Annotated in this window: 13 protein-coding genes and 1 pseudogene; 7 read left to right on the plus strand and 7 right to left on the minus strand. The window is 39.5% G+C overall.

Annotated features, from left to right (window positions below):
- Nucleotides 1–746: 746 nt before the first annotated feature.
- The 5 genes and pseudogenes from gmtX to ACXAC4_RS02895 form a co-directional block, all read right to left on the minus strand.
- A complete protein-coding gene (gmtX, locus tag ACXAC4_RS02875) occupies nt 747–1421 on the minus strand; it encodes a gamma-mobile-trio protein GmtX (RefSeq protein WP_475158889.1) in 675 nt (224 codons plus the stop codon).
- Nucleotides 1414–5052, minus strand: a complete 3639-nt coding sequence (locus ACXAC4_RS02880; RefSeq protein WP_475158890.1) for a VPA1269 family protein — start codon at nt 5050–5052, stop codon at nt 1414–1416. The genes gmtX and ACXAC4_RS02880 overlap by 8 nt, the downstream gene beginning before the upstream one ends.
- 15 nt (nt 5053–5067) lie before the next feature.
- A complete protein-coding gene (gmtY, locus tag ACXAC4_RS02885; RefSeq protein WP_475158893.1) occupies nt 5068–6492 on the minus strand; it encodes a gamma-mobile-trio recombinase GmtY in 1425 nt (474 codons plus the stop codon).
- Nucleotides 6493–6616: 124 nt separating this feature from the next.
- A pseudogene (locus ACXAC4_RS02890) lies at nt 6617–7015 on the minus strand (AAA family ATPase); the annotation flags it as partial.
- Nucleotides 7016–7115: 100 nt separating this feature from the next.
- Nucleotides 7116–8096, minus strand: a complete 981-nt coding sequence (locus ACXAC4_RS02895; protein ID WP_475158895.1) for a helix-turn-helix domain-containing protein — start codon at nt 8094–8096, stop codon at nt 7116–7118.
- A gap of 131 nt (nt 8097–8227) precedes the next feature.
- Here ACXAC4_RS02895 and ACXAC4_RS02900 point away from each other — a divergent pair, with 131 nt between their 5' ends.
- The 4 genes from ACXAC4_RS02900 to ACXAC4_RS02915 all read left to right on the plus strand — a co-directional run bounded on the left by ACXAC4_RS02900 (nt 8228) and on the right by ACXAC4_RS02915 (nt 13956).
- Entirely contained in the window at nt 8228–10336 is a 2109-nt protein-coding gene (locus tag ACXAC4_RS02900; RefSeq protein WP_475158896.1) for a TonB-dependent receptor domain-containing protein, read from the plus strand.
- 158 nt (nt 10337–10494) lie between these two features.
- Entirely contained in the window at nt 10495–11166 is a 672-nt protein-coding gene (gene nth, locus ACXAC4_RS02905; protein WP_475158897.1) for an endonuclease III, read from the plus strand.
- 89 nt (nt 11167–11255) lie between these two features.
- The gene (locus tag ACXAC4_RS02910) at nt 11256–12449 is read left to right on the plus strand and encodes a CobW family GTP-binding protein (RefSeq protein ID WP_475158898.1); all 1194 of its coding nucleotides are present in this window, start codon (nt 11256–11258) and stop codon (nt 12447–12449) included.
- 202 nt (nt 12450–12651) lie between these two features.
- On the plus strand, nt 12652–13956 hold the full coding sequence (locus ACXAC4_RS02915; RefSeq protein WP_475158900.1) for an MFS transporter: 1305 nt from the start codon (nt 12652–12654) through the stop codon (nt 13954–13956).
- Nucleotides 13957–14003: 47 nt separating this feature from the next.
- Here ACXAC4_RS02915 and ACXAC4_RS02920 read toward each other — a convergent pair whose 3' ends face one another.
- A complete protein-coding gene (locus tag ACXAC4_RS02920) occupies nt 14004–14861 on the minus strand; it encodes a bile acid:sodium symporter family protein (RefSeq protein ID WP_475158901.1) in 858 nt (285 codons plus the stop codon).
- Nucleotides 14862–14903: 42 nt separating this feature from the next.
- Nucleotides 14904–18818, minus strand: coding sequence for a response regulator (locus tag ACXAC4_RS02925; RefSeq protein WP_475158902.1), 3915 nt, complete (start codon nt 18816–18818; stop codon nt 14904–14906).
- A 144-nt stretch (nt 18819–18962) separates the two neighbouring features.
- Here ACXAC4_RS02925 and ACXAC4_RS02930 point away from each other — a divergent pair, with 144 nt between their 5' ends.
- From ACXAC4_RS02930 to ACXAC4_RS02940, 3 genes are all read left to right on the plus strand, one after another.
- Nucleotides 18963–20039 (plus strand): HD-GYP domain-containing protein, encoded by a 1077-nt coding sequence (locus ACXAC4_RS02930; RefSeq protein WP_475158904.1) that lies wholly within the window; start codon nt 18963–18965, stop codon nt 20037–20039.
- Nucleotides 20040–20061: 22 nt separating this feature from the next.
- On the plus strand, nt 20062–21183 hold the full coding sequence (locus ACXAC4_RS02935; protein WP_475158906.1) for a response regulator: 1122 nt from the start codon (nt 20062–20064) through the stop codon (nt 21181–21183).
- 84 nt (nt 21184–21267) lie between these two features.
- Nucleotides 21268–21516: a DUF3297 family protein gene (locus tag ACXAC4_RS02940; protein ID WP_058028947.1), complete on the plus strand. Its 249-nt coding sequence runs from the start codon at nt 21268–21270 to the stop codon at nt 21514–21516.
- The last annotated feature ends 33 nt before the right edge of the window (nt 21517–21549 follow it).

The following is a 21549-nucleotide window of genomic DNA, read 5'->3' on the forward strand; positions in this document are numbered from 1 at the left end:
AAAGATGAGAAATCATTGAGGGATTACAATTTAATTAAGAAAAAAGTCTTAAATTTATAAGCTGTTTTTATTCGTCAAGAAACTAAAATAGAGAGGTGTGATTCAATCCCATTATCAATGTTTATGAAGTTATGTCCTGAAGCTTTCTTAACTACACGAAGCTTAATTCTGACCCAAATAACAGCAATCGTTATCATAATAGTAGGGATTAACTAAAGAATTTCTGCGACATATTACGTGCTACTTTTCTAGATTCTCTTCACTGTCGAACTTATCCATTTCTTTTACGGCTTTTACACAAAGAATATAATAAGCATGTATCAAACAGATAAGCGTAATAATAGCTGCCAGCAGAATATAAGTACCAATCGTCATATATCATTCACCAAAATTTTAGTAAAAATCTAAAGTATCATTTTGCTAATTTGATAGTAATAACATACTCAACTCAACACAATCTGATAGTAATTATATGTATGGGTTTCGTTATCATCACGCTATAAAGCTTCTAGTAGTTATGTAAGTTTGATAGAAAAAATGTATAGACTGCACTTTGTATGACGTTACTTGGTCATTCAATTACCTGGACAACTTACTCTCGCAATAACACGGAATAAGATGAGGAAAACGCTGCGCGCTTAAGCACAGCTTATCTCCGCTTATCATACGCAGTCACCCCCTAACACAATAATCTTTTTAAAAGTTCAACAAGGTAAATGTTGTACTTTGTGTTGGCCGTTTGCCATTTAAATGTCCCCCTCGATGGCCTTGTGGGATACCTCCACGTCAAATGTTGTTAATTTCTCAATAGCATCACCGAACCCCCTCTTGCTTAATGCTTTCCCATTCTCATCCAACAATTGACCTTGAGAAGTTAATGACCAGCCTCGATCTTTAAGATTGTGACCACTAATAAAATCAGCCAGAGCTTTAATCTCAAGTTCATCTAGTCCTAGACCTGATTGTTTTTTGTGGTTCAGCAATTCTCCAGTTTGATATGAATATACCAGTCTCTCAAGCTTCTTTAATTGCTTGTTTTCGTTAGTCAATGCTTTATTTTTCAAATAAATTTCCAACATAGCGTAGCGCAAACTATTGTTTTCAATCTTCTCGATTTGTTTTTGAATTTCCTCATGGCTGGTTAGGGCTTTTAATTCCTCTGCAACTCGGTAAAGTCTTTTGAATTCATCTATAAGCGTTTGATATATTTGCTTTGGCTCTGTTCGTATTGATTGAGCGGATACGCCTCCCAATCTCTCTGATTCACGGCCAATTTCTGCTGTAGAGAAGTTAGGCTTTATTTTTGTAGTTTGAGCCTGACAAGCCTGCCTGATGATGGCTAGAGATTGTTTTTTTCGAGCGCTGCATTTTTCTGCAAGCTCTTCATATTTATTGTTGATCACCGTGGTTTTGTTAGTCATGTAGCACTCCTACTTGGTGTAGCGTTTCTTTGTTATCAAGCGCAAGATTTGTATTTCCTGACATTAGGAATGACAATTCTTTCTTTGTTGTGCTGGCATCAGAAATTCCTAGGTCTTTTAGGGTTATAGCGGAATCTTTATCCATAACCTGTGACAGCCTTTCATAGCTTCCTAATCTAGCTAACAGTAATTTTGTGATTTGATTTCCTACCGCAACTTGTTGTTTTGGCGTTAAGGCAAAAAGTCCTGGTTCTAGCCCGTTTTTGCGAGCAAACATATCGATTAATTGCGAGCGTTGAGGGTTTGCAAGCTCTGGGCGAGAAGATTGATAAAACTCAGCACTTTGACAAATCGTATCAAGGTGAAGGTAATGCGATACCTCATTTAGCTTAATTTGAGCTTCGCCATTGTCGTATTGAGTGATCAGCTTAGTGCTTTCATCACTCTTTGTACTGTTAAGCAATAAGATTGAATGATGTGATAGTCTAACCGCTTTGATTATGTCAATTGTTAAGCCGTCAAATCGTGTTACTTCTTGCTGATACGTAGACTCTGCGATCTGTAATTTATGAGGGCTATAGGCTTTATTCATTTTTTTTGCCTCATATTGCTCATTTTCGAGGGCATCAATTTCCTCTCTTAGACCCTCAATGCGAATGGCTGCCGCCTTGCATTCGAGGCTGACTTCATTAACCAGCATTTGCAAGCCACCAAGAAAAGCAGGCCCCGTCAATAAGTGAGGGCACGATAGGCAGTTTTGCATTCCAAGATAGCCTTGCCTTTCTGCATCCTCGCATTTGGTCTGTCCATTAGGGCAAATACCATGATCCATGATTACGTTCATAACAGGTTGTTGATGAAGTTGTGACTTCTTAACACGCCCTTGTGAATCAATTAGCTCTGATTCAAGCTGATCTAATTGCCGTTGTCGTATCATCTGCTCGACACGTTCCGTTTGATTCTTAACAATCAACTCTTCTGAGTCACGTAAAGATGCTCTGATGGTTTCAGCTTCAACCTTGGTGTAGTAAATTGTCATTATAATGGAGGAATGACCTACCAGCTTTTGTACTACTTCTGGAGCAATTTTTGCGTCTACAATATAAGCCGTAATTAAGGATACGCGCATACTATGCAACGTAAAAAATGTCTTTATTCCGTTGAGAGCTGACGCCTTACCATTGTAATTTGTAGGCGCGTTTTCTTTTATAGATGTCAGTTTAAGCTCTTCGTCTTCGATAAGATGAAGAATGCCAGCAAGCGTGTAGCCGATCACCCTCTGCTTTATTGGGCTTTGTCGGCATCCGTTGGTGGGGTTTCGCATCAAAAAGCACGACGCCCCCTGATAGCCCATTTTTTTTAGTTCGCTCTTCGCTGAGCCATTCTGTAAATCAGCCTCAGACCACTTCATTGGCTTTGTTATCGGATTGTATTTCTCTTGCCATTCTCGTAATTGCAGAATAAAAGGTAACACTCGTTCGTCAATCCAAGGGATGTCGTACCCTCTAGCGCTATTCTTGCTTGTCTTGTTGCTGTTAACATGACAGCTTACAGGGGATGCGGGTTGGCCGAATGATTCTGGCTTTAAAAAGCCTTGCCATCGTTTAATGGGAACTCGGTATCCGTCCATTAAATCATTTTCTACCCAATTAGGCTTCCCGTCTATTAGTGTTAGCTTATATTTGTCGGCCTCTCCGCTGTCTAACCATGCGATTTGAGCACCCCTGAACGGTTTGTATAGTTGAAGCAGAGTGGCGATAACTTTGACTGGTGACCACATTTCAAAAACACCATTTCTTTCTCTCCAAATACAGTTGGTGTCGTTTTTATCAATAACAGATTCATCCACCTCAAACCAATCTATATTGGTATCAAAATAATCAGATTTAGACTTAATGGACTCGTAAATATCACCAATACTTTTTACATATTCATTAGCAATGAAATCACGGGCTTTTAGAATGTATTTAAAAGGCAAAGCAGATTTATTACTCTCATTTAATCCTATGCTAACAAATTCAATAGGCAAATTTTTTAAGTTTAGCGGGTTTCGTATCCCCTCAAAGATAACCGATTCACCTGTTTCCTTATCCACTGCCGTAAAGCGCTCTTCAATGATGTAATTCATAAATGCATCAATTTTATTCAATGATGACTCATTGCGTTTAGAATCGGCCAAACTATTGAACCAGTCAGTCGGGTTGATAAGCGGAGTATTGATGCTAAATTGCGCTCGTAAATTGGGATCTAGCACATCCTTGAAATGGATGAGAAAGTTCTTAATTAGCGTTTTTCGACCCACAGCATTTTTCCCCGTAGCGCAGTATTGCTCGGCTAGGAGAACCCACTCGTTATCATCAGATTCAAATATGCCTGAGAAATTACTAGGGATATATTTGATTTGTTCTAAACGAGACACACCTTTTATGTCGCCTGGTTTTAAGGGAAGTTGAGGCGTGGTTTTTGCGAATTGGTCGTACTCTTCCCTAGTCTGGATATTATATTTGGAGCAAAAAGCAATAGCTTGCTCTTTATTAAATAGCATGGATTTATCAAATGACAAAAAAGCATCAAATGTTTCAAAGCCATACGTAATTACAGGGTTTGCTGGTAAAGCGCGATACCATTGACACAATTCGCGATACTCATACTCATAGCTCAAATTGGGTGAAATAGTGTTTATTAATTCAAGAGCCTCTAATGGGTCTTCGTATTCAATGCCGACTAAACTAGCAAAGTCGTAGTAACCTTCTAACTCTCCTTTTTGGGTTGCAGTAAACGCAGCGAAGAGTGACGGGTTTCCTTTTAATAACTTTATGACATTAGAGGTTTTTCGTACATCACTCGAAGCATTATCTCTAAGCCAATCTACTAGCTCTTTATATGTTAAGGTGCTGATGGATAAGAAGCTTTTCCAATTTTCCCATCCTTTTCCTTTGTATTTTTCAAAAGGGTTTCCCGATAGCTTTGGATCTTGTGTGTATCGCTCAAAGTATTCTCTTTGAGTCGTCGGCATTGGGTTTAAACGCTGTACTGCCTCTTTCGCTTCCTCATAGGTGGGGTAGAGGTCTTTTTTTTCTTTACCCATGAACACTTTCCAACCAGACCAACCAGAGTCTTTGTATTTTTGTTCTGGGTAACCCGATAGCCTTGCATCTTGTTTGTAGCGGTCTTTGTACTCTCTTACGCTTGTCGGCACTGGGTTTAAACGCTGTACTGCCTCTTTCGCTTCCTCATAGGTGGGGTAGAGGTCTCTTTTTTCTTTGCCTAAAAATGTTATCCAGTTTGACCAACCAGAGTCTTTGTATTTGTTATGAGGGGTTGAAGGCAACCTAGGGTCTTGCTTGTAGCGCTCTTCGTACTCTATTACGCTAGTTGGCACTGGGTTTAAACGCTGTACTGCCTCTTTCGCTTCCTCATAGGTGGGGTAGAGGTCTCTTTTTTCTTTGCCTAAAAATGTTACCCAGTTTGACCAACCAGAGTCTTTGTATTTTTCATCAGGAGTTGAAGGCAACCTTGGGTCTTGCTTGTAGCACTCTCCGTACTCTATTACGCTAGTTGGCACTGGGTTTAAACGCTGTACTGCCTCTTGCGCCTCTTTATAAGAGTCGTATTTTTTTGCATTATCCATATATTGATACTTACCTTAAGAAATAGATGCTTGAGAAGCAAGGCTACTAGGTAGGAGAGCCTTGTTAAAAAACGCTTCTTTCTCTAATTTCTTTGAGCCTTCTGTCAAGGAAGTCTGAACTTTTGCATTCTCAGCTTCAGTGTAAACGAGTTGCGATTCAATTGAGGTTTGATGTAATGCCGCCTTGATTATCCGAGGCTCTACTTCAGCATTAGCTAATCTTTGTCCGTAGCTATGACGGTGGCAATGTGGTACTCCGCTGTATTCAAGTAAGGGAGTCATTCCTATTTTTTTTACTGCTCTTTCGTGGGCTTGTTTGTAAGCCGAATACGTTAGTGGCTCGCCACTTTCATCAGTAAACAAGAATGGATGCTCTCTACCTTTCATCGGTTCCACTCTGTTGGCTAAGTAAACCTTAAATAAGGTCACAAACAACTTGTAGTATTCATTTTCAGCAAAGAAAAAACATGGAAATTCCACCAAGGACTCTATCTTCCATCCAGCATGTAGTTTTCCATCAGCTGATTTTCTGTCGGCCATGCCGTACTCACGCTGAAGGAACTCGCCTCTCCTTAAGTTTTGATTGCCATATTTGTCCCTACCTCGTTTTGGTGCCAGCCCCTTAGATGGGTGAAACACCTTTATGATTAATTCATTTTCACCTGTTGGAATTACATCATCTACGTATAAATGGAAAGGCTCTGATATCCTAAGGCCGTAGGTGTTTAATAGTAGCGTAATTAAGATGTAATCAACTCTGTGAGTATCAAAAAGTGAAGGGCGACCCTTAACTTTACCTTTTTTGAAACCTTCGAATAGTAGTGGCATAAACATATTTGAAGGAAAGGTTTTTTTTGGCTCGTCAGGTTTCTTTGCAAGCTTTCTATTGGCAATATTTCTTGAGTAATTTACAGCCTTGTCTCGATGTTGAGCTGAGTAGGTATGCTTTAAAAAAGAATTATTCATTCGATGGTTGTAAGCTGCAAGGTTGAGAATCCTCTCGGCTTTGGTGGCCTCACGTTTGGGATTCAACAATTCCGACTGTCCATCACTCTCAAGATACAACCAATCTGAAAATTTGGTTAGCTGGTGTACAAGGCGGTTTGTTTGGTCGTCACTCCTAGCAGACCAGAGCAACCCCTCACTCAATACTTCTATTCCATCTCGCAAACGGCTCGCGAACGACTCGAACATATTCTTTGGATTATCAAAGTGACCTTCATGCACAATGGAATAATCGATAAGCAGGCGCACAGCTTGAACAAACTGACTTTCCCATACCTTAGAACGTCCGTGCTTCATTTTGTTCTCTGCCACATATTTTGCGGCTGAGAAAAGTAGCTTTCCGCCAACAAAAATGCCAGTCACTGTTCGGTTAGCTCCTTTGTCAAAATCTATTTCAATTTCGTGTGTAACGCTGTGTAAATAAAGGTTTTGCATCACCTTCTCGCTCAAATATTATATTGTTATACATTTTAATACTATACTGATTGCCTTGATAGCCAAAAAAAAACCTCAAGGGCAGGTTTTAGTATGTTTGTAACTTTTATTTTCAATACTATACATCGAGTTCTAAAAGCAGGTCATTTGGGAATTCAATGTCTGCTTTGTCGATTTCATCGATGAGCAGAATAGGGCGCTTTTCAGCGGTAAACGCCTGCCAAAGTTTGCCTTTCACAATGTAGTTGCTGATGTCATGAACGCGATCGTCGCCAAGTTGGCTATCACGTAAACGTGATACAGCATCGTACTCATAAAGGCCTTGCTGTGCTTTGGTGGTTGATTTGATGTGCCACTGAATCAACTCGGTATCGAGTGCTTTTGCTAACTCTTCGGCAAGCATGGTTTTACCTGTACCCGGCTCACCTTTGATTAATAATGGTTTTTCTAGTGTGATCGCTGCATTTACTGCAAGCTTAAGAGAGTCAGATGCGATGTAGTTTTCAGTACCGGTAAATTGCACGACGTTGCCTATTTTTTCTAAGAGATCTGACCTGTAAGTCTGCCATAAGTGCTTTGCATATAAAAGCGACGTGAATTTAGCTTAAGGAATCTTCAAGGTTTTATAATTTATGCTGTTTGAGCAGTTCACTGGGTGTAACTGTAAATTGCTTTTTGAATGCGGTAACAAAATTAGAGACATGTTTGTAGCCGCTATAATAAGCAGCCTCCCCGATACTTTTGCGCTCTATAACTAGCATACGCCTTGCCTTCTCTAGTCTTTTTTCTCTAATGAATTCTAAGGCACTCATCTGAAAATGCTGCTTAAAATAACGCTGCATTGTACTTTCACTTGTCCCGAGCTTACTCGCAATTTGCTTTACTGTGAAACCGCTTTGAATCAGGGGCAACACTTCTTTGTCGAATTCTCTTTTCTGCTTTTCTACAAGAGATTCAATACTGTTGACATGGCTAGAAACATTGTTTTTTAACATTGAGAGTAGCTCTGTAATAAAGAGAGTCGCGTTTGCTTCCAAGGTTAGCAGTGCTTTGAGTGAATCATCAAAATCATTGCTACAAAGTTGCAATGCTTGCTCTTTTAATAATTCTGAGCACTTTAATTCATACACAGCATGCTTATTTTTGAATAATGAAGAAATAAATCGTTTTTCTTGTTCATTTAGGCAGCGTTGAATTAGCCACTCTTTACTAATACTTAAATTTAGTTTTTTTAGCGAATTATCAACGGTAAGAAAACGAGAAAAAGCTTGTTTTCCATTTATTACATTGATGAAAGCTCTTTCTGATTTGGTTGCATCAAAATGGTATTTTTGTTCATTGATGGCGAATGATAACTTACCAGAAAATAAGATATTAAAGCTTATGAGGTCTGTAATTTCACAGCTACTCACGGTATTACTTGATTCATATGTATCAGCAAAGTGAAAAGATATTCCATTCGCAAGCTGTTTAAAATTTAATGCTCCCGATAGAAGAGTATCCGAACTTTGTCCACTTCCTTGTATTGCAGAAAAGTCATACCCAGCTTGCAAAATTTTGTTTTTAAGTATCTGTTTTGAGTGTTTTTTATCTTTTAAATCCATGGCGTATATCTTATTTTTTGACAGTTAAGCATAATGAAATGACAGTTTTGCATAGCAGATAATGGGGAATTTTATCATGTAAACAGGTATTGTAATGTGAATTATTCTCATTAAGTTGTTAAGGATCTTAAATGTCACTCCAACGCTTTTCACAGTGTTCTTTAGCAGCAGCTGTTGCAGTTGCTTTTTCTTCTTCGCCAGTAATGGCAGACTCAAATCAAGACAAAGAGATTGAACAGATTGCAGTGTGGAGCACAGGCGTAAAAGCGTCATCAATGTACCTTAATAAGGAAAATATTGCGACCAAACAAGCTGACCACTTAAGCGACTTACTACGCACTATTCCAGGTGTCGATGTAGGGGGAGCTCACTCATTAAACCAGCGTATTACAATTCGTAGTATGGATGATAAGGACTTAGATATTTCAATCGATGGTGCTCGTCAAAATACCTATATGTACCATCACTTGGGTAACTTACAGATCCATGCCGATATTTTACAATCAGTAGAAATAGAAGTGGGTAGCAACTCAGTTTTAAATGGCGGTCTGGGTGGTGCTGTTCGATTCAAAACTAAGCAAGCAAGAGATCTTCTAAGTGAAGAACAGCAATTTGGTGGACGCGTTCAAGTGAGTGCAGGTGATAATTCAGGTAGTAACTACTCTCTGACGGGCTATGGGCTTATAAACGATAATGTTGACTTTCTTGCTTATTACAACTTTGTTGATCGTGACAACTACGAAGTGGGTGGCGGAAAAATCTTAAATGAAAAAGGCGAAGTGTTTCCTGGTACAGATGGCACTGTAAGAGGTCTTGCGGGTGAAATTGATGATGCACTGATTAAGTTTGGTGTAGATTTAACTGAAGCCCAGCGTATTCAGTTCAGTTATGAGCAATATACTGATGAAGGTAACTACAGCTATCGCCCAGATATGGGGCTTGCAACGGATTTAGCCATCACAAATGCATTAAAAGTACCACTACTTTGGCCTACAAAACTGACTCGTGACACCGCGACTGTTAATTATCAACTTAGTACCAATACGACTCAAGTTGAAGCCGCAATTTATAGTAGTACAAGCGAATTATGGCGAAACGAAATGGGGTGGGCAGAAAACCCTGCTTTTGTAAGATGGGCTGGTGTAGTGACAGGTGAAGCAACCAATTCAGGTTTTAATGTATTAGCTGAAACCTTTGTAGACGGTGCAATAAACCAAGAGCTGACGTATGGTTTTGACTATGTAAAACATGACACAAAATATACAGCTAAAGGTGACGCTGGTTCAAATAATTCGGAAGAAAAATCAACAACCTTGTCTTTCTTTGTACAAGACAGAATTGCGTTGAATGAGCAGTTTACTGTGATCCCAGGTGTACGTTATGACAACTACAGCATAGATTCAAACTTAATTGATGATGACTTTACAGACACGTCATTTGCTCTAGCGTTCGAATTCCAGGCCTCTAATGATTTACTATTTAAACTAAGCGGTACTGAAATATTTAAAGGTCCAGAAATTGCTGAAGTATTTACAGGTGCTGGAAGCGATGACCTAGCTAACGCTAACATTAATGCTGAAACAGGCTTGAACGTTGAGCTTTCTTTTGCATATAGAGTTGAGGTTGGTGAAGGCGAGTTATCAATGGGTGCAACTGTATTTGATACGCAAATTAATGATTACATCTATGATTATGCAACACCACCTGAGGGCTCAGAAGTTCGCAGTTGGAAAGATAATATTGGTGATTTATCTGTAGATGGTTATGAAGCATATATTAACTATGAGCTGAACGCCCTCAGCTTTGGTATTACTTTCTCAGATGCTGAAAGTGAGTTAGATGCATTTTCACAATATAAAGCTCTTGATAAAGCACGCCTAGATAGGCAGCAAGGTAGCACAATCAGTGCACACGCTAATTACGAGTTATCTGCACTTAACCTAGCTTTAAACTGGGAAGTATTAACGGTTTCAGATGTTGAAGCCGGTATTGATTTAGACGGTGCGAGTTTGGACAACAGCAAAGATGGATACACGGTACATAATATCTCTGCAAAATGGGCGCCTGAGCAGTTTGAAGGTCTTACTGTGATTTTTGGTGTCGATAACTTATTTGATGAATATTACGCGTCGCAATCATCTCGAACAGGTTTATCTTTCCATCCAAGGTTTAAAGAGCTTTATTTACAAGACTATGAACCGGGTAGAAATATTAAAGCGACTATTGCTTATTCGTTCTAATATAGCTTAATTAAAAAAGGCTGGCTGTTTGCCAGCCTTTTATCTTTTAAATCACATAGCTTCCTGCGAATACATGCTGCTTGCAATCCTGTTCTTTTGATTTACGTTGTAATTTGAAAGTTTATAATGCCCTCACGTTGTGCCAACAAAAAGAGCAAATGGTGGAAGTAAAAAACTTATTAAAACAAGAGCGTGTTGATTATATTTTGGCAGAGCTGCAAAAGCGCTATCCAAATCCGCCAATTCCTTTAGATCATAAAGACCCATATACCTTACTTGTGGCGGTATTGCTGTCGGCACAATGTACTGATGAACGCGTAAACCAAGTAACCCCTGCATTGTGGGAGTTAGCTGATAACCCGTTCGATATGGCACTGCAAAGTGTTGACGATATTCAAGCCATTATTCGCCCTTGCGGTCTCTCTCCGCAAAAGTCGAAAGCAATTAAACGCTTGTCTGAGATGTTAGTTGAGCAACATGGCGGTGTGGTACCAGAAGATATGGCTATTTTAGAAACTCTGCCGGGCGTGGGTCATAAAACCGCTGGGGTGGTGATGGCGCAGGCATTCGGTGTGCCGTCGTTTCCGGTCGACACCCATATTCATCGTTTAGCGCAACGTTGGGGTTTAACGAATGGCCGTAGTGTTGAGCAAACCGAAAAAGACTTAAAGCGTTTATTTCCGAAAGAGACTTGGAACGACTTACATTTGCAGATCATCTACTATGCCCGCGAGCATTGCCAAGCAAGAAGTTGTCACGGTTTAGTGTGCCCAATTTGTACTACTTGTTACCCGAACCGTAAACACCCTAAGAAAATTAAAAAGCCTTGATTTAATCAAGGCTTTCTTTGCACTCATTTTCTCACCTTAAACTATAGTTGTTATGTTATATTGTACCTTTGGTTTCAAGGTGAGTTGTCATGTCTATTCCAGTCACAATTTTGCATGGTTTTCTTGGTTCAGGAAAAACCACACTTTTACGCAGTTTGTTATCCCAGTCATATAAATCACAGCAAGTACCTGGTGTGATTGTTAATGATATGAGTGAGCTAGACGTTGATGGTGTACTTATCATGAACACTGAAATCGTCAGTAATGAGAGTGGCAACTTTGTAACCATTAGTGGCCATAGTGTCAGTAGTAGCAAAGGACTTAAAGAGCTAAAAGTGGCTTTAAAAACACTTAAGAATGAGGCTAGGCCACCATGGATAATTATTGAAACATCGGGGAGTAGCCATCCTTTACCTTTGGTCGATTTTTTCAAAGATAATAAAGATTTTGCGCTTAAAGGCGTAATTACTTTGGTTGATGCGACTTGGTTAAAGGAGGACTACAATTTTGGTAAAGAATTAATGCCGAGATGGCAAGAAAATATGAATGCGCAGAGGCGAGGGATCGAAAACATTCTGGCTGAACAAATTCTATTTTCTAATAATGTATTTTTAACCAAAACAGATAAATTAACCGATAAAGCGGTTGCGGCCGTCGCTCAAGCAATTCACCCCATCAACCCTTATGCTGCCATTTCTAGTGCTCAGTGGGGCAAAGTCGATTTAAATTATATCCAAGGTTTTGAAGATTATAATTTCCATTTAGTGTCTCAACTTACAAATGAATTACGAGCTACGGTGAATACGCCACTCACACTCTCAGGCAAAAAGAATCAAAAGCTGATTGCAAAAGTCTTACGTGATGATAGGCCTTTTCATCCTATGCGCTTGTGGGAAACTTGTCATAATCATATGACTCATGGGGTATTTAGAAGTAAGGGGTTCTTTTGGTTGCCGACTCGCGATGATGTGTCATTACTGTGGAGCCAAAGCAATGGCAGTGTAGGGTTAGAAGTCGTTGGCTTTTGGCGTGCGCCCATACTCAATGACGATACTCAAAACTTTACGCAAGAACACTATGATATTCTAAAAAATAAGGTCGATAAGATTGAGAGCCGGTTTGGAGATAGGCGCTGTCGTTTAACTGTGATTGGACAAAAAGAAGAAGCTGCGGATTTTATTAAGGCACTTAAAAATTGTTTTTTAACCGATGAAGAATTGAATTTTTGGCGAAACGGCGGCACCTTCGAAGATCCTTGGCCACAAAAAGTAGCACAGGTATAAGAGCCCTTTTTAATAAAATAGCCTGTATAAAACGGTACGTATACAGGCATACATTTCTGGTTACATTTTTAATCTAAAAAAGCCTTTAATTTTATAGTGACAAATTTTTTATTAGCGTCATTATGAATACTTCGGGCTTCCCAACAAAACCCTTCTTGTTAATTTCAGCGTCAAGCTAACTATTATTTGCGAACAATCAGTTATGAGCAGTGAACTCTCGTTCTCGCGGGTGAAGGATTTCCCTTTGCTGATGTGGATATTACTTTTTGGTTCCTTCATTACTCGAGGGAGCTTCTTTATGGTATGGCCGTTTTTGGCGGTCATTTTGTATGATAAATTTGCCTTAAGCGCGACTGAGGTCGGGCTGATCTTATCTACGGCAGCCGTAGTGGCGGTATTTGTCAGCTTTGTTGGTAGTACACTCTCTGACAGGCTAGGTCGACAAACCGTAATGTATGCCACGGGTGTGCTTTATATCGTGTCTTTTTCTCTATTGGCTGAGGCCGATACCGTCACTATGTTTGCCATCGTGATCACCTTGTGCTCGATTGCCACAGCGCTTTGGCGACCGCTGGCATCTGCGCTGATTGGTGACATTATTGACGACAGCAAAACTCGCGAATTGGCAATGCAGAGTATGTATTTCATCGTTAATGTGGGTTGTGCGGTTGGGCCAATTGCGGGTGTTTGGTTGGGCTTAACTGGGCAGCAGTCTAGTTTTTACATCACGACTGTGGCCTTCGCATTTTTGCTAGGGCTGCTCGTGTGGGGCTTTTCTTACCATGAAAAGACACAAAATAAAAAGTCACAGCAAAATACAGATAGCACAAATAAGAACTCAGTAGAGCCTGATGACAAAGCGTCTTTAAAAGAAAGTATTGGCATGAAGCAAACCTTGGCTATTTTAGCCAAAGATCGCTTACTTCAATGCTTGATATTAGCCAATGTCATCTGTTTGTTTATCTACGGACAAATGGATAGCTCATTAGTGCAATACCTAACACGCGAGAATGTTCCGCAATTACTTGAGCTAGTTTCATCACTGATATTTACCAATGCCATGGTGATCATCACTTGTCAGTTTCTGTTATTGCGGATCATGGCTAAAGTCGAACTGGTACATCGTATTCAAGTAGGTTTGGTTTTGTTGATGTGCTCGCAGGCCTTTATGGCAATCAATGCACCGAGTTTCTTCTGGGGCTGGATTGGTGCTGTTGTGGTGCTGAGCTTAGCGGAGGCGATTTTATTCCCGACCATGAACGTACATATAGACCGCATTGCGCCTGATAATCTAAGAGGGGCTTATTTTGGCGCGTCCGCGTTTTACGATTTTGGCTTTGCGTTCGCGCCTCTTGGCGGCGGTATTATCCTCGATTTATTCGGTGGCTTTTGGCTATTTGTGGTGTGTTCAGCCATGTGTATTGTGGTGATGGGGTTGTACTATGTACTAGAAAAGTTACCTCGACCAGACTTTGCAGAGCCTACGAAAAGCGAAGTACATTCTTAGTGTTTATACGCACAATGTGCAATAGCTCATTGTGCGTTTCCAATAAATTAGCCTACCTTTTTTGTGACAAAATAAGTAAACAAACCTGCAGAGATAAACATAAATAAGCTATAGATACTTGGTGCAATCGACATCGTCGTGCTCTCTAAAATGGTACTGGTGATGAGCAATGTGAGGGTGCCGTTTTGTAGCCCCACTTCAAGGGTAATGGTGCGAGACTGGGCATCGTTATGAAGCAATTTTTGGCCAATCAAATAACCTAACGACATAGTCACGATATTGAGTAAAACAGCCGCAGGTCCAGCAAGAAAAATAAACTCAATGAGTTGGTCGCCTAATTTAATGCAAATGCTTAAAATCACCAGAGTTAGTACGGCTACAGAAAACCAACTTACGTAATTTTGCGCACGATTAGCAAAAGCAGACCATTTAGCGCGTACCCCCATACCTATTAACACTGGGAATACAGTCACTGCCAGAAGTTTGAACCAAGTGCTTACTATAGGTAATTGAAAATTTTGAGCTTGCTCACCATAAAATGCGATGGCCCAAGTGGCCACAAACGGGATAGTAAATGGGGTGATAAAACCAATGACTGCGGTGAGTGAAACGGATAAACCAACATCGCCTTTTGCTAAATAGCTGTATAGGTTTGAAGTTGTGCCACCAGGGCATAGAGATAAAATAAACAAGCCAATCGCTAACTCGCCCGATAAGCCGGTTAAAGCGATAATGGCAATCGCTACCAATGGTAGCAATAACATTTGGCAGCCTGCGCCAATCAAAAAACTCTTAGGCTGTTTGAAAACCCGAGTAAAGTCATCTCGGGTCAAACTCATGCCGACACCAATCATAATTAAGATCAGCGCGACAGGTAAACCTATGCTGGTTAGCATTGTGGGCATAGATACTCCTTGTACCGTTATTGTCGATTTTATTAATTTAAGCTAGCAGTTAATTGACTGCCTTAAGGTATTGAGAGATTCAATCGCCTGTTCGAAGTCAAAATTATCAATATGTGCTTCAATAGGCGATAACTGCTCTTTTGGTAACATATTGAGTTCGACAATTGACTTTAGGTGACTCTTCGAACTGGCATCATAAGCCTGCAATGTTTCATTTAATGTATTAAAGCGCTCAAGCAAAAGCGCTTTATCTAGAGTTACCAGATCAATTTCTGTCCCAGAGCTTTCATTTTGATTACTTCCTTCAAGTAATAACGCTTCGTTAAGTGCCCTTAAATATACCGTTAATTCACTGACTCGGTCATTATTCACTGCTTGATTGTTTTGCACTGCTTGTTCGATTTCTAACGCGTTTTGCTCAAGAAAGTGAGCACCAAGATTTGCCGCTGAGCCTTTTAATGAGTGAGCTAAGCGGTGGGCGCATTCTGTATCACCTAGCATGAGTGCTTGGTTTAAATTAATGGTTTCTTCAATTTGCTTATTAATGAACTTTTTCAAAATTTTCCAGTATACGTCTGCATTTCCTCCTAAGCGTTCAATACCTTGTTGGTGATCAAGTCCTTCAAATTGAAACCCCGCATTACTTTGTGCTTCAGTTTCTTCAGTCGTTACAGAGGGTAAGGGACGTTCAGCACTTAAATGGGCTTGAATGGTGTTTATCATTGTTTGAAAGTTAATGGGTTTTGAAATATGACCATCCATACCAGCATTAGAGCATTTATCTATATCCTCTTGCATCGCATTTGCAGTCATTGCAATGATGGGGAGTGTTGTAAATTGTTCTAGTTTGCGAATTTCTCTCGTCGCAGTTAGTCCGTCCATCACTGGCATCTGCATATCCATCAACACTAAATCAAAAGCGTGTTCTGAGAGTAAATCTAAAGCTATCTGCCCATTATCAGCCACTGTCACTTTTAGGTTCGCTTGTTGCAGCATTTCAGAAGCGACTTCTTGATTAGTTTCATTGTCTTCAACTAATAAAATTCGTTCTTGATTAAACAGTTTGGTTTCACAGTGTGCTTGAGATGGCTTTTTATAGTTAGGTTGTTGAAGGTTAAAGCACTCTGAAAGCACATTATTTACTTGAGAAGCATCAACAGGTTTTAGCATTAAAGCGTCTACACATTGTAATGATTGTTCAAGGTGTACCTCACTACCATGAGCTGTGACTAAAATGCATTTTGGAGGGAGATCTATATATTTGGCTCTTATTTTATGTATTGTTTCAATGCCATCTAATTGTGGCATTTTCCAATCAATGAAAACTATTTCGATTCGCTCTGTTTCTAATATTTCAAGGGCTTCAAAACCGCTGCTAGCTCGGTGAACATTAAATTTCATAGAGCTTAAAATATTGGCCAAAATATCACGCGCACTGTCATTATCATCTACAACTAAGACCTGTTTTCCTTCTAACATACTCGCAGGGCAGGTTACTGTTGAGGCTTTGTCTCCTTGAATCTCACAGAGAATATTAAAGCTAAATTGTGAGCCTTTATTTGGGGTGCTAGAAACAGTGATTTCGCCTTGCATTAGTTCTACTAAGCGCTTAGAAATACTTAAGCCAAGGCCTGTTCCACCATATTTACGGGTAATTGAACCATCAGCTTGTGAAAAAGCTTGAAACAGCCTTTTTTGCTGCTCAGGCGTCATACCTATACCGCTGTCTTGCACAGCAAAGCCTAGAGCAACCTTTTGCCCATCTTTCTTAGAACTGACGGTGATTTTTATTTCGCCTTTTTCGGTAAACTTAATTGCATTACCGACAAGGTTAATAAGAATTTGCCCTAATCGTAAAGGATCACCAATCAGGTTAATTGGTGTGTTTGGTTCAATATCAATGAGCAATTCGAGGTCTTTTTCTTGGATTTTAATAATGTTAATCGCAACAACATTGTCTAGCACTTCTTGGAGTGAAAACGGCACTTCTTCTAAAGACAATTTGCCGGATTCAATTTTAGAAAAGTCTAAAACATCATTGATGATGCCCAGCAAATTCTTTGCAGCCAGATCTATTTTATTAATGTAGTTATATTGCTGTTTTGTTAGTTCTGTTTTTAAAGCTAAATGGCTCATACCAATAATAGCATTCATAGGCGTACGGATTTCATGGCTCATGTTTGCCAAAAACTCTCCTTTTGCAGAGCTCATTTCATCGGCTTTGATTTTTGCTTCTATTAACTCTTGCTCCATTTGTTTGCGTTCGGTTACGTCAAGCAATAACCCAACGCCGCCATCAGCAATATTATTAACATCGGTAAAACTGGCTTCGTATACGACGAAGCTTCGGGTGTGGCCTTGCTCATCATCAATCATAATTTCAAAGTTATGGTTACTGCCTTTAGAGATTAAACGTTGATGTGACTCTTCAAAAATACAGGCAACATGTGGGGAAAAAATATCAGACGGCATAGCTGAGAGTACATCGGCGTCAAAAGTGCCAAAATAGCGGTGGAAAGAGCTGTTAACGCCTAAAAACTCCCCTTTTTTGTCTTTGTAATACATGGGATTAGGTATTGCATCTAGTATTTTCTTATTAAGCTCTAATTGTTCACTGACACGTTTTTCAGCCTTGGCTTGCAACTCAATATTTTGTGTCAACTGCAAACTAATAGCCAAATCGTGAATAACAGATTTAACCCATTTATAATCAGAACTATTAATGCTTTCTAAACACCCAAGTTCTAGTAAGCCAATGCTTTGTTGCCCCACTAAAAGAGGGAAGTAATGCATCTCGTCTATTTCAAGGCGTTCACCATTCAAATCAATCGAGTATTGATGTTCACCAAAACGCAGTCTGTATGGTTTTTTTGTTTCTACGACATGAAAATGAATACAGTCTTTATTATTATACTTCTTTGGCGCTGAAGCACAGTAGCCTGTACCAGCTACCCTGGTGAGAACGCTATTATTCTCTATGACATAAAGGCCCATTAAGGGGATGGGTAAGCGCTTTTCTAAAAACTGTAGAAGCTCTTCACCCAATGCTTTGGGATCTTTCTTCCCCCTCAAAGCCATACCAAAATCTTTCATGATGGTATTAAAGTTTAGTTGTTCAGAGATGTTCTCCAATAAGAAATTCATAGACTTAGTGAATATAGAAAGCTCACCCCTGACAGACTCATTGAGTTTAAAATTGAGGTTTTTATCTTTTACATTTTGCACCACTTGCTTTTGAATTGTTGCAACTGGCTTGATGTATAAACTCCAGAGCAAATAGAAAGAAATAATGATATTACTCACGAGTAAGACAATAAGCACCGTATTAGCAAAGTGAACAACTTCGTACTCTGTTTTCAACTGATACATTTGATTGTCAAGGCGACTCTCAACACTATGATAGGCTTGTTCAATTTCTGTCATGATATTGGCTTTAGCAGCAAAGTACTCATCACTAAATAATATTTGCCTTGCTAACGCAAAATCGGGGTCACCTTTAATATTCCAATTGCCAAACTGATCTTGCCTCAAGCCTTTCATTGCGTTAAAAGCACGATTTTCTAGATTCACTAGGGCATCAGACTTAGCTAAAGCATTACGTAATCTTGCAAGCTCTATTGGTTTGATCCCGGTATTTTCAAGTCGCTCAATAATACTTATGCCTTTGATTTTTTTATCTATTTGAGGGAGGGGCATATTGGGAGCTGATAATTTATCCCAGTAGTCGAGAGTGTATTCAGAAGGTAGGGGCACTTTGCCCTGACGTAATAGCAAAACATAATCAAATAAATCTAACCATCGCTGATTTCTAGTGTTTGCGTAGCTTCGAGCAAATTGTGAGAGCTTATCTGAACTGGTTTTCAACTCATTGGCGAGGTTGTTTAGTTTAAAAAGCTGCTCTTTTAATAAAGTGATATCGGATAGCTTACTTTGGGAGGTGTAGGTTGTTAACCCCATACCTAGCCCAGAAAGCAGCATTATTGTAAATGTAATGATGAATGTGGTTCTTAAGTTAAGCATTATTCAATAAATTTATTTGCTGTAATTTACAGGATAGACCTATATTTATTTTTATGTTTGAAAAATGAACAGCGCTTATTTATGGAGAATGCAACAGTTCTTGTAGTTGATGACGTCAGCGAAAATTTATCTTTTATTAGTGAGGTCATTGGTGATGAATACAGGGTGTTGGCTGCTAAAAGTGGTTCTGTAGCACTGGCCATTTTAGAGCGTAATGAAGTAGATATTATTCTATTAGATGTGGTAATGCCTGAAATGGACGGTTATGAGGTAATTACAGAATTAAAAAGTAACCCTAAAAGTAAAGACATACCTGTAATTTTTCTTACTGCAAAGTCTTCTGTGGAGGATGAAAAAAAAGGCTTCTCGCTAGGTGCGTCAGATTATATTTCAAAGCCAATCAGCCCTCCAATTTTGATGGCAAGGCTAAAAACGCATCTTCTAAATAAGCGCTCAAAAGACTTCTTAAAGAGTAAAAACTTATACTTAGAAGAAGAAGTTCAAAAGCGTGCTGCGCAAATGTCCGAGTTGCAGGATGTGACCATTCAAGCAATGGCGAGTTTAGCTGAAACGAGAGATGAAGAAACTGGCTTTCATATTAAGCGTACGCAATTGTATGTAAAGCGATTAGCTGAGGAGTTAGCAAAGCTTCCTAAATATAAAAAAGTGCTCACAAAAGAGCGGATCAATATTTTTTATAAGTCAGCACCTTTACATGATATTGGCAAAGTTGGCATACCAGATAGCATTTTACTTAAACCAGGCAAGCTGACTGAGAACGAATTTGAAGTGATGAAAACTCATGCAGTCTTAGGTTATAGCGCTATAAATCAAGCCGAGCAGAGTGTAGGGACAGCACATGACTTTTTGGAAGTTGCGAAAGAAATCGCGCTATATCACCATGAAAAATGGGATGGTAGTGGCTATCCCAAAGGCATTCGAGGGGAGGCTATTCCACTTAGTGCTAGGCTAATGGCTATAGCCGATGTATATGACGCCCTAATCTCTAAGAGAGTATATAAACAGGCGATGACACACCAACAGGCAATTGACATCATAAAAGAGGGAAGTGGCACCCACTTCGATCCTCACCTTACCGATTTATTTTTAACAATTGAGCATGAATTTTACTCGATTTCTGAAAAGTATCATGATTGACCAAATAAGCTTGGAGTGAAGTATGCAAAGTAAAGTGCTTGTGATTGATGACGATGATGTAAACCATGACATTGTGAGCTCAATGCTCGGCCAGCACTATGATATCACTCCAGCTTTAGGAGGTAAGCAAGGGCTTGAACTGCTGTCTCAAGGAGAATACGACGCCATTTTACTGGATGTGGTTATGCCTGAGGTAAATGGTTATGAGGTGTGTGAACAGCTGCGAAATCAGCTTAATTGTCGAACGCCTGTGTTATTTGTTTCTGCCAAAAGCTCGACTGAAGATATCTTGCAAGGTTTTCGCGCTGGTGGAGATGATTACATTGCCAAACCCTTTGATGCAGATGAGTTAAAGTTTCGTATAGATAGATTAATGAGGCTAAAAGATGAAATTGCGTCATTGAAAGTGAGTTGTCAAAATGCGGAAGAAGTTACGCTGACTGCGATTACCAGTTGTAGTGAGTTGGGGGTTGCGCTTGAGTTTATAGAAAAAAGCTATCAGTGCAAAACAATGACGGCGTTAGCCAATGAAGTTATTAGCTCATCTAAGCAATTAGGTTTAGAGGTATCAACTCAAATAGGTATATTGAATAGTTTCAAAAATTACAGCAGTTCAGAGTTAGTTAACCCACTAGAAAATGAATTATTAACTCGAGCAAGAAACTCTAAAACCGTTATTAATATTGATAAAAGAAGCTTTTTTAATAGTGAGCGGTGCTCGTTGTTAGTTAAAAATATGCCCTGCGATGATTCTGAAAAGTATGGCCGCTTTAATGACATTTTAGCCTTAATCGTAAGAGGGGCAGATGCAAGACTGTCCTCTTTAGAAACCAATATCAAAATGATGCAGCAAAGAAATAAAGGGATCAAAGAGCTGAGCGAAATTGCCCAAAAAGACTTGTCTAATATTGAACAAACTCACAAGGCCTATACGCAATCGATTCAAGATCTAATTGAAGACCTATTGTTTGAGATCGAAGAAGCGAGTTTAGGTTTTGGTTTGAGTCAGCAACAAGAAGCCGAACTGCTTTCCTTGCTTAGTAAGTCTAGAGAGCGTGTATTGGAAGTTAATGAACATACAGAAGATATGTCAGCCGTATTTGGTGATTTTTTCTATAAATTAGACACTTTAGTAGAAGATTAATTATTAAGTGATAAAGTTGGTTGAGAGCTTGTTAGCAATTACCTACAATACGCCCAGTTTTTACACTGTATTTAAGAAAAGATTATGACTGATAAGACAGATTTACCAGCAATTCCAGATCACCTTTCAATTAATCCTCGTAGCAAGTTCTACAATGAAGAGATTTTACAGCACGATATCGGTGTGCGTTTTAAAGGTAAAGAGCGTAACGATGTAGAAGAATATTGCATCAGCGAAGGCTGGATCAAAACAGCTGCACCTAAGGCGCTAGACCGTTTCGGTCAACCAATGCTGATCAAATCAAAAGGTGAAGTTGAAGTATTCTTCCGCTAATCACTGTGAGGAGTAAGCGCCTGCTTACTCCTT

This window comes from Pseudoalteromonas sp. AWM4_233 (assembly GCF_056158285.1).

Excerpts from the sequence above, each read along its gene's own strand:
- ACXAC4_RS02910 (WP_475158898.1), top strand. The coding sequence starts at position 11,256 with ATGTCTATTCCAGTCACAATTTTGCATGGTTTTCTTGGTTCAGGAAAA.
- gmtY (WP_475158893.1), bottom strand. The coding sequence starts at position 6,492 with ATGCAAAACCTTTATTTACACAGCGTTACACACGAAATTGAAATAGAT.
- ACXAC4_RS02920 (WP_475158901.1), bottom strand. The coding sequence starts at position 14,861 with ATGCCCACAATGCTAACCAGCATAGGTTTACCTGTCGCGCTGATCTTA.
- ACXAC4_RS02930 (WP_475158904.1), top strand. The coding sequence starts at position 18,963 with ATGGAGAATGCAACAGTTCTTGTAGTTGATGACGTCAGCGAAAATTTA.
- ACXAC4_RS02900 (WP_475158896.1), top strand. The coding sequence starts at position 8,228 with ATGTCACTCCAACGCTTTTCACAGTGTTCTTTAGCAGCAGCTGTTGCA.
- ACXAC4_RS02935 (WP_475158906.1), top strand. The coding sequence starts at position 20,062 with ATGCAAAGTAAAGTGCTTGTGATTGATGACGATGATGTAAACCATGAC.
- gmtX (WP_475158889.1), bottom strand. The coding sequence starts at position 1,421 with ATGACTAACAAAACCACGGTGATCAACAATAAATATGAAGAGCTTGCA.
- ACXAC4_RS02940 (WP_058028947.1), top strand. The coding sequence starts at position 21,268 with ATGACTGATAAGACAGATTTACCAGCAATTCCAGATCACCTTTCAATT.
- ACXAC4_RS02915 (WP_475158900.1), top strand. The coding sequence starts at position 12,652 with ATGAGCAGTGAACTCTCGTTCTCGCGGGTGAAGGATTTCCCTTTGCTG.
- ACXAC4_RS02925 (WP_475158902.1), bottom strand. The coding sequence starts at position 18,818 with ATGGGGTTAACAACCTACACCTCCCAAAGTAAGCTATCCGATATCACT.
- ACXAC4_RS02895 (WP_475158895.1), bottom strand. The coding sequence starts at position 8,096 with ATGGATTTAAAAGATAAAAAACACTCAAAACAGATACTTAAAAACAAA.
- nth (WP_475158897.1), top strand. The coding sequence starts at position 10,495 with ATGGTGGAAGTAAAAAACTTATTAAAACAAGAGCGTGTTGATTATATT.
- ACXAC4_RS02880 (WP_475158890.1), bottom strand. The coding sequence starts at position 5,052 with ATGGATAATGCAAAAAAATACGACTCTTATAAAGAGGCGCAAGAGGCA.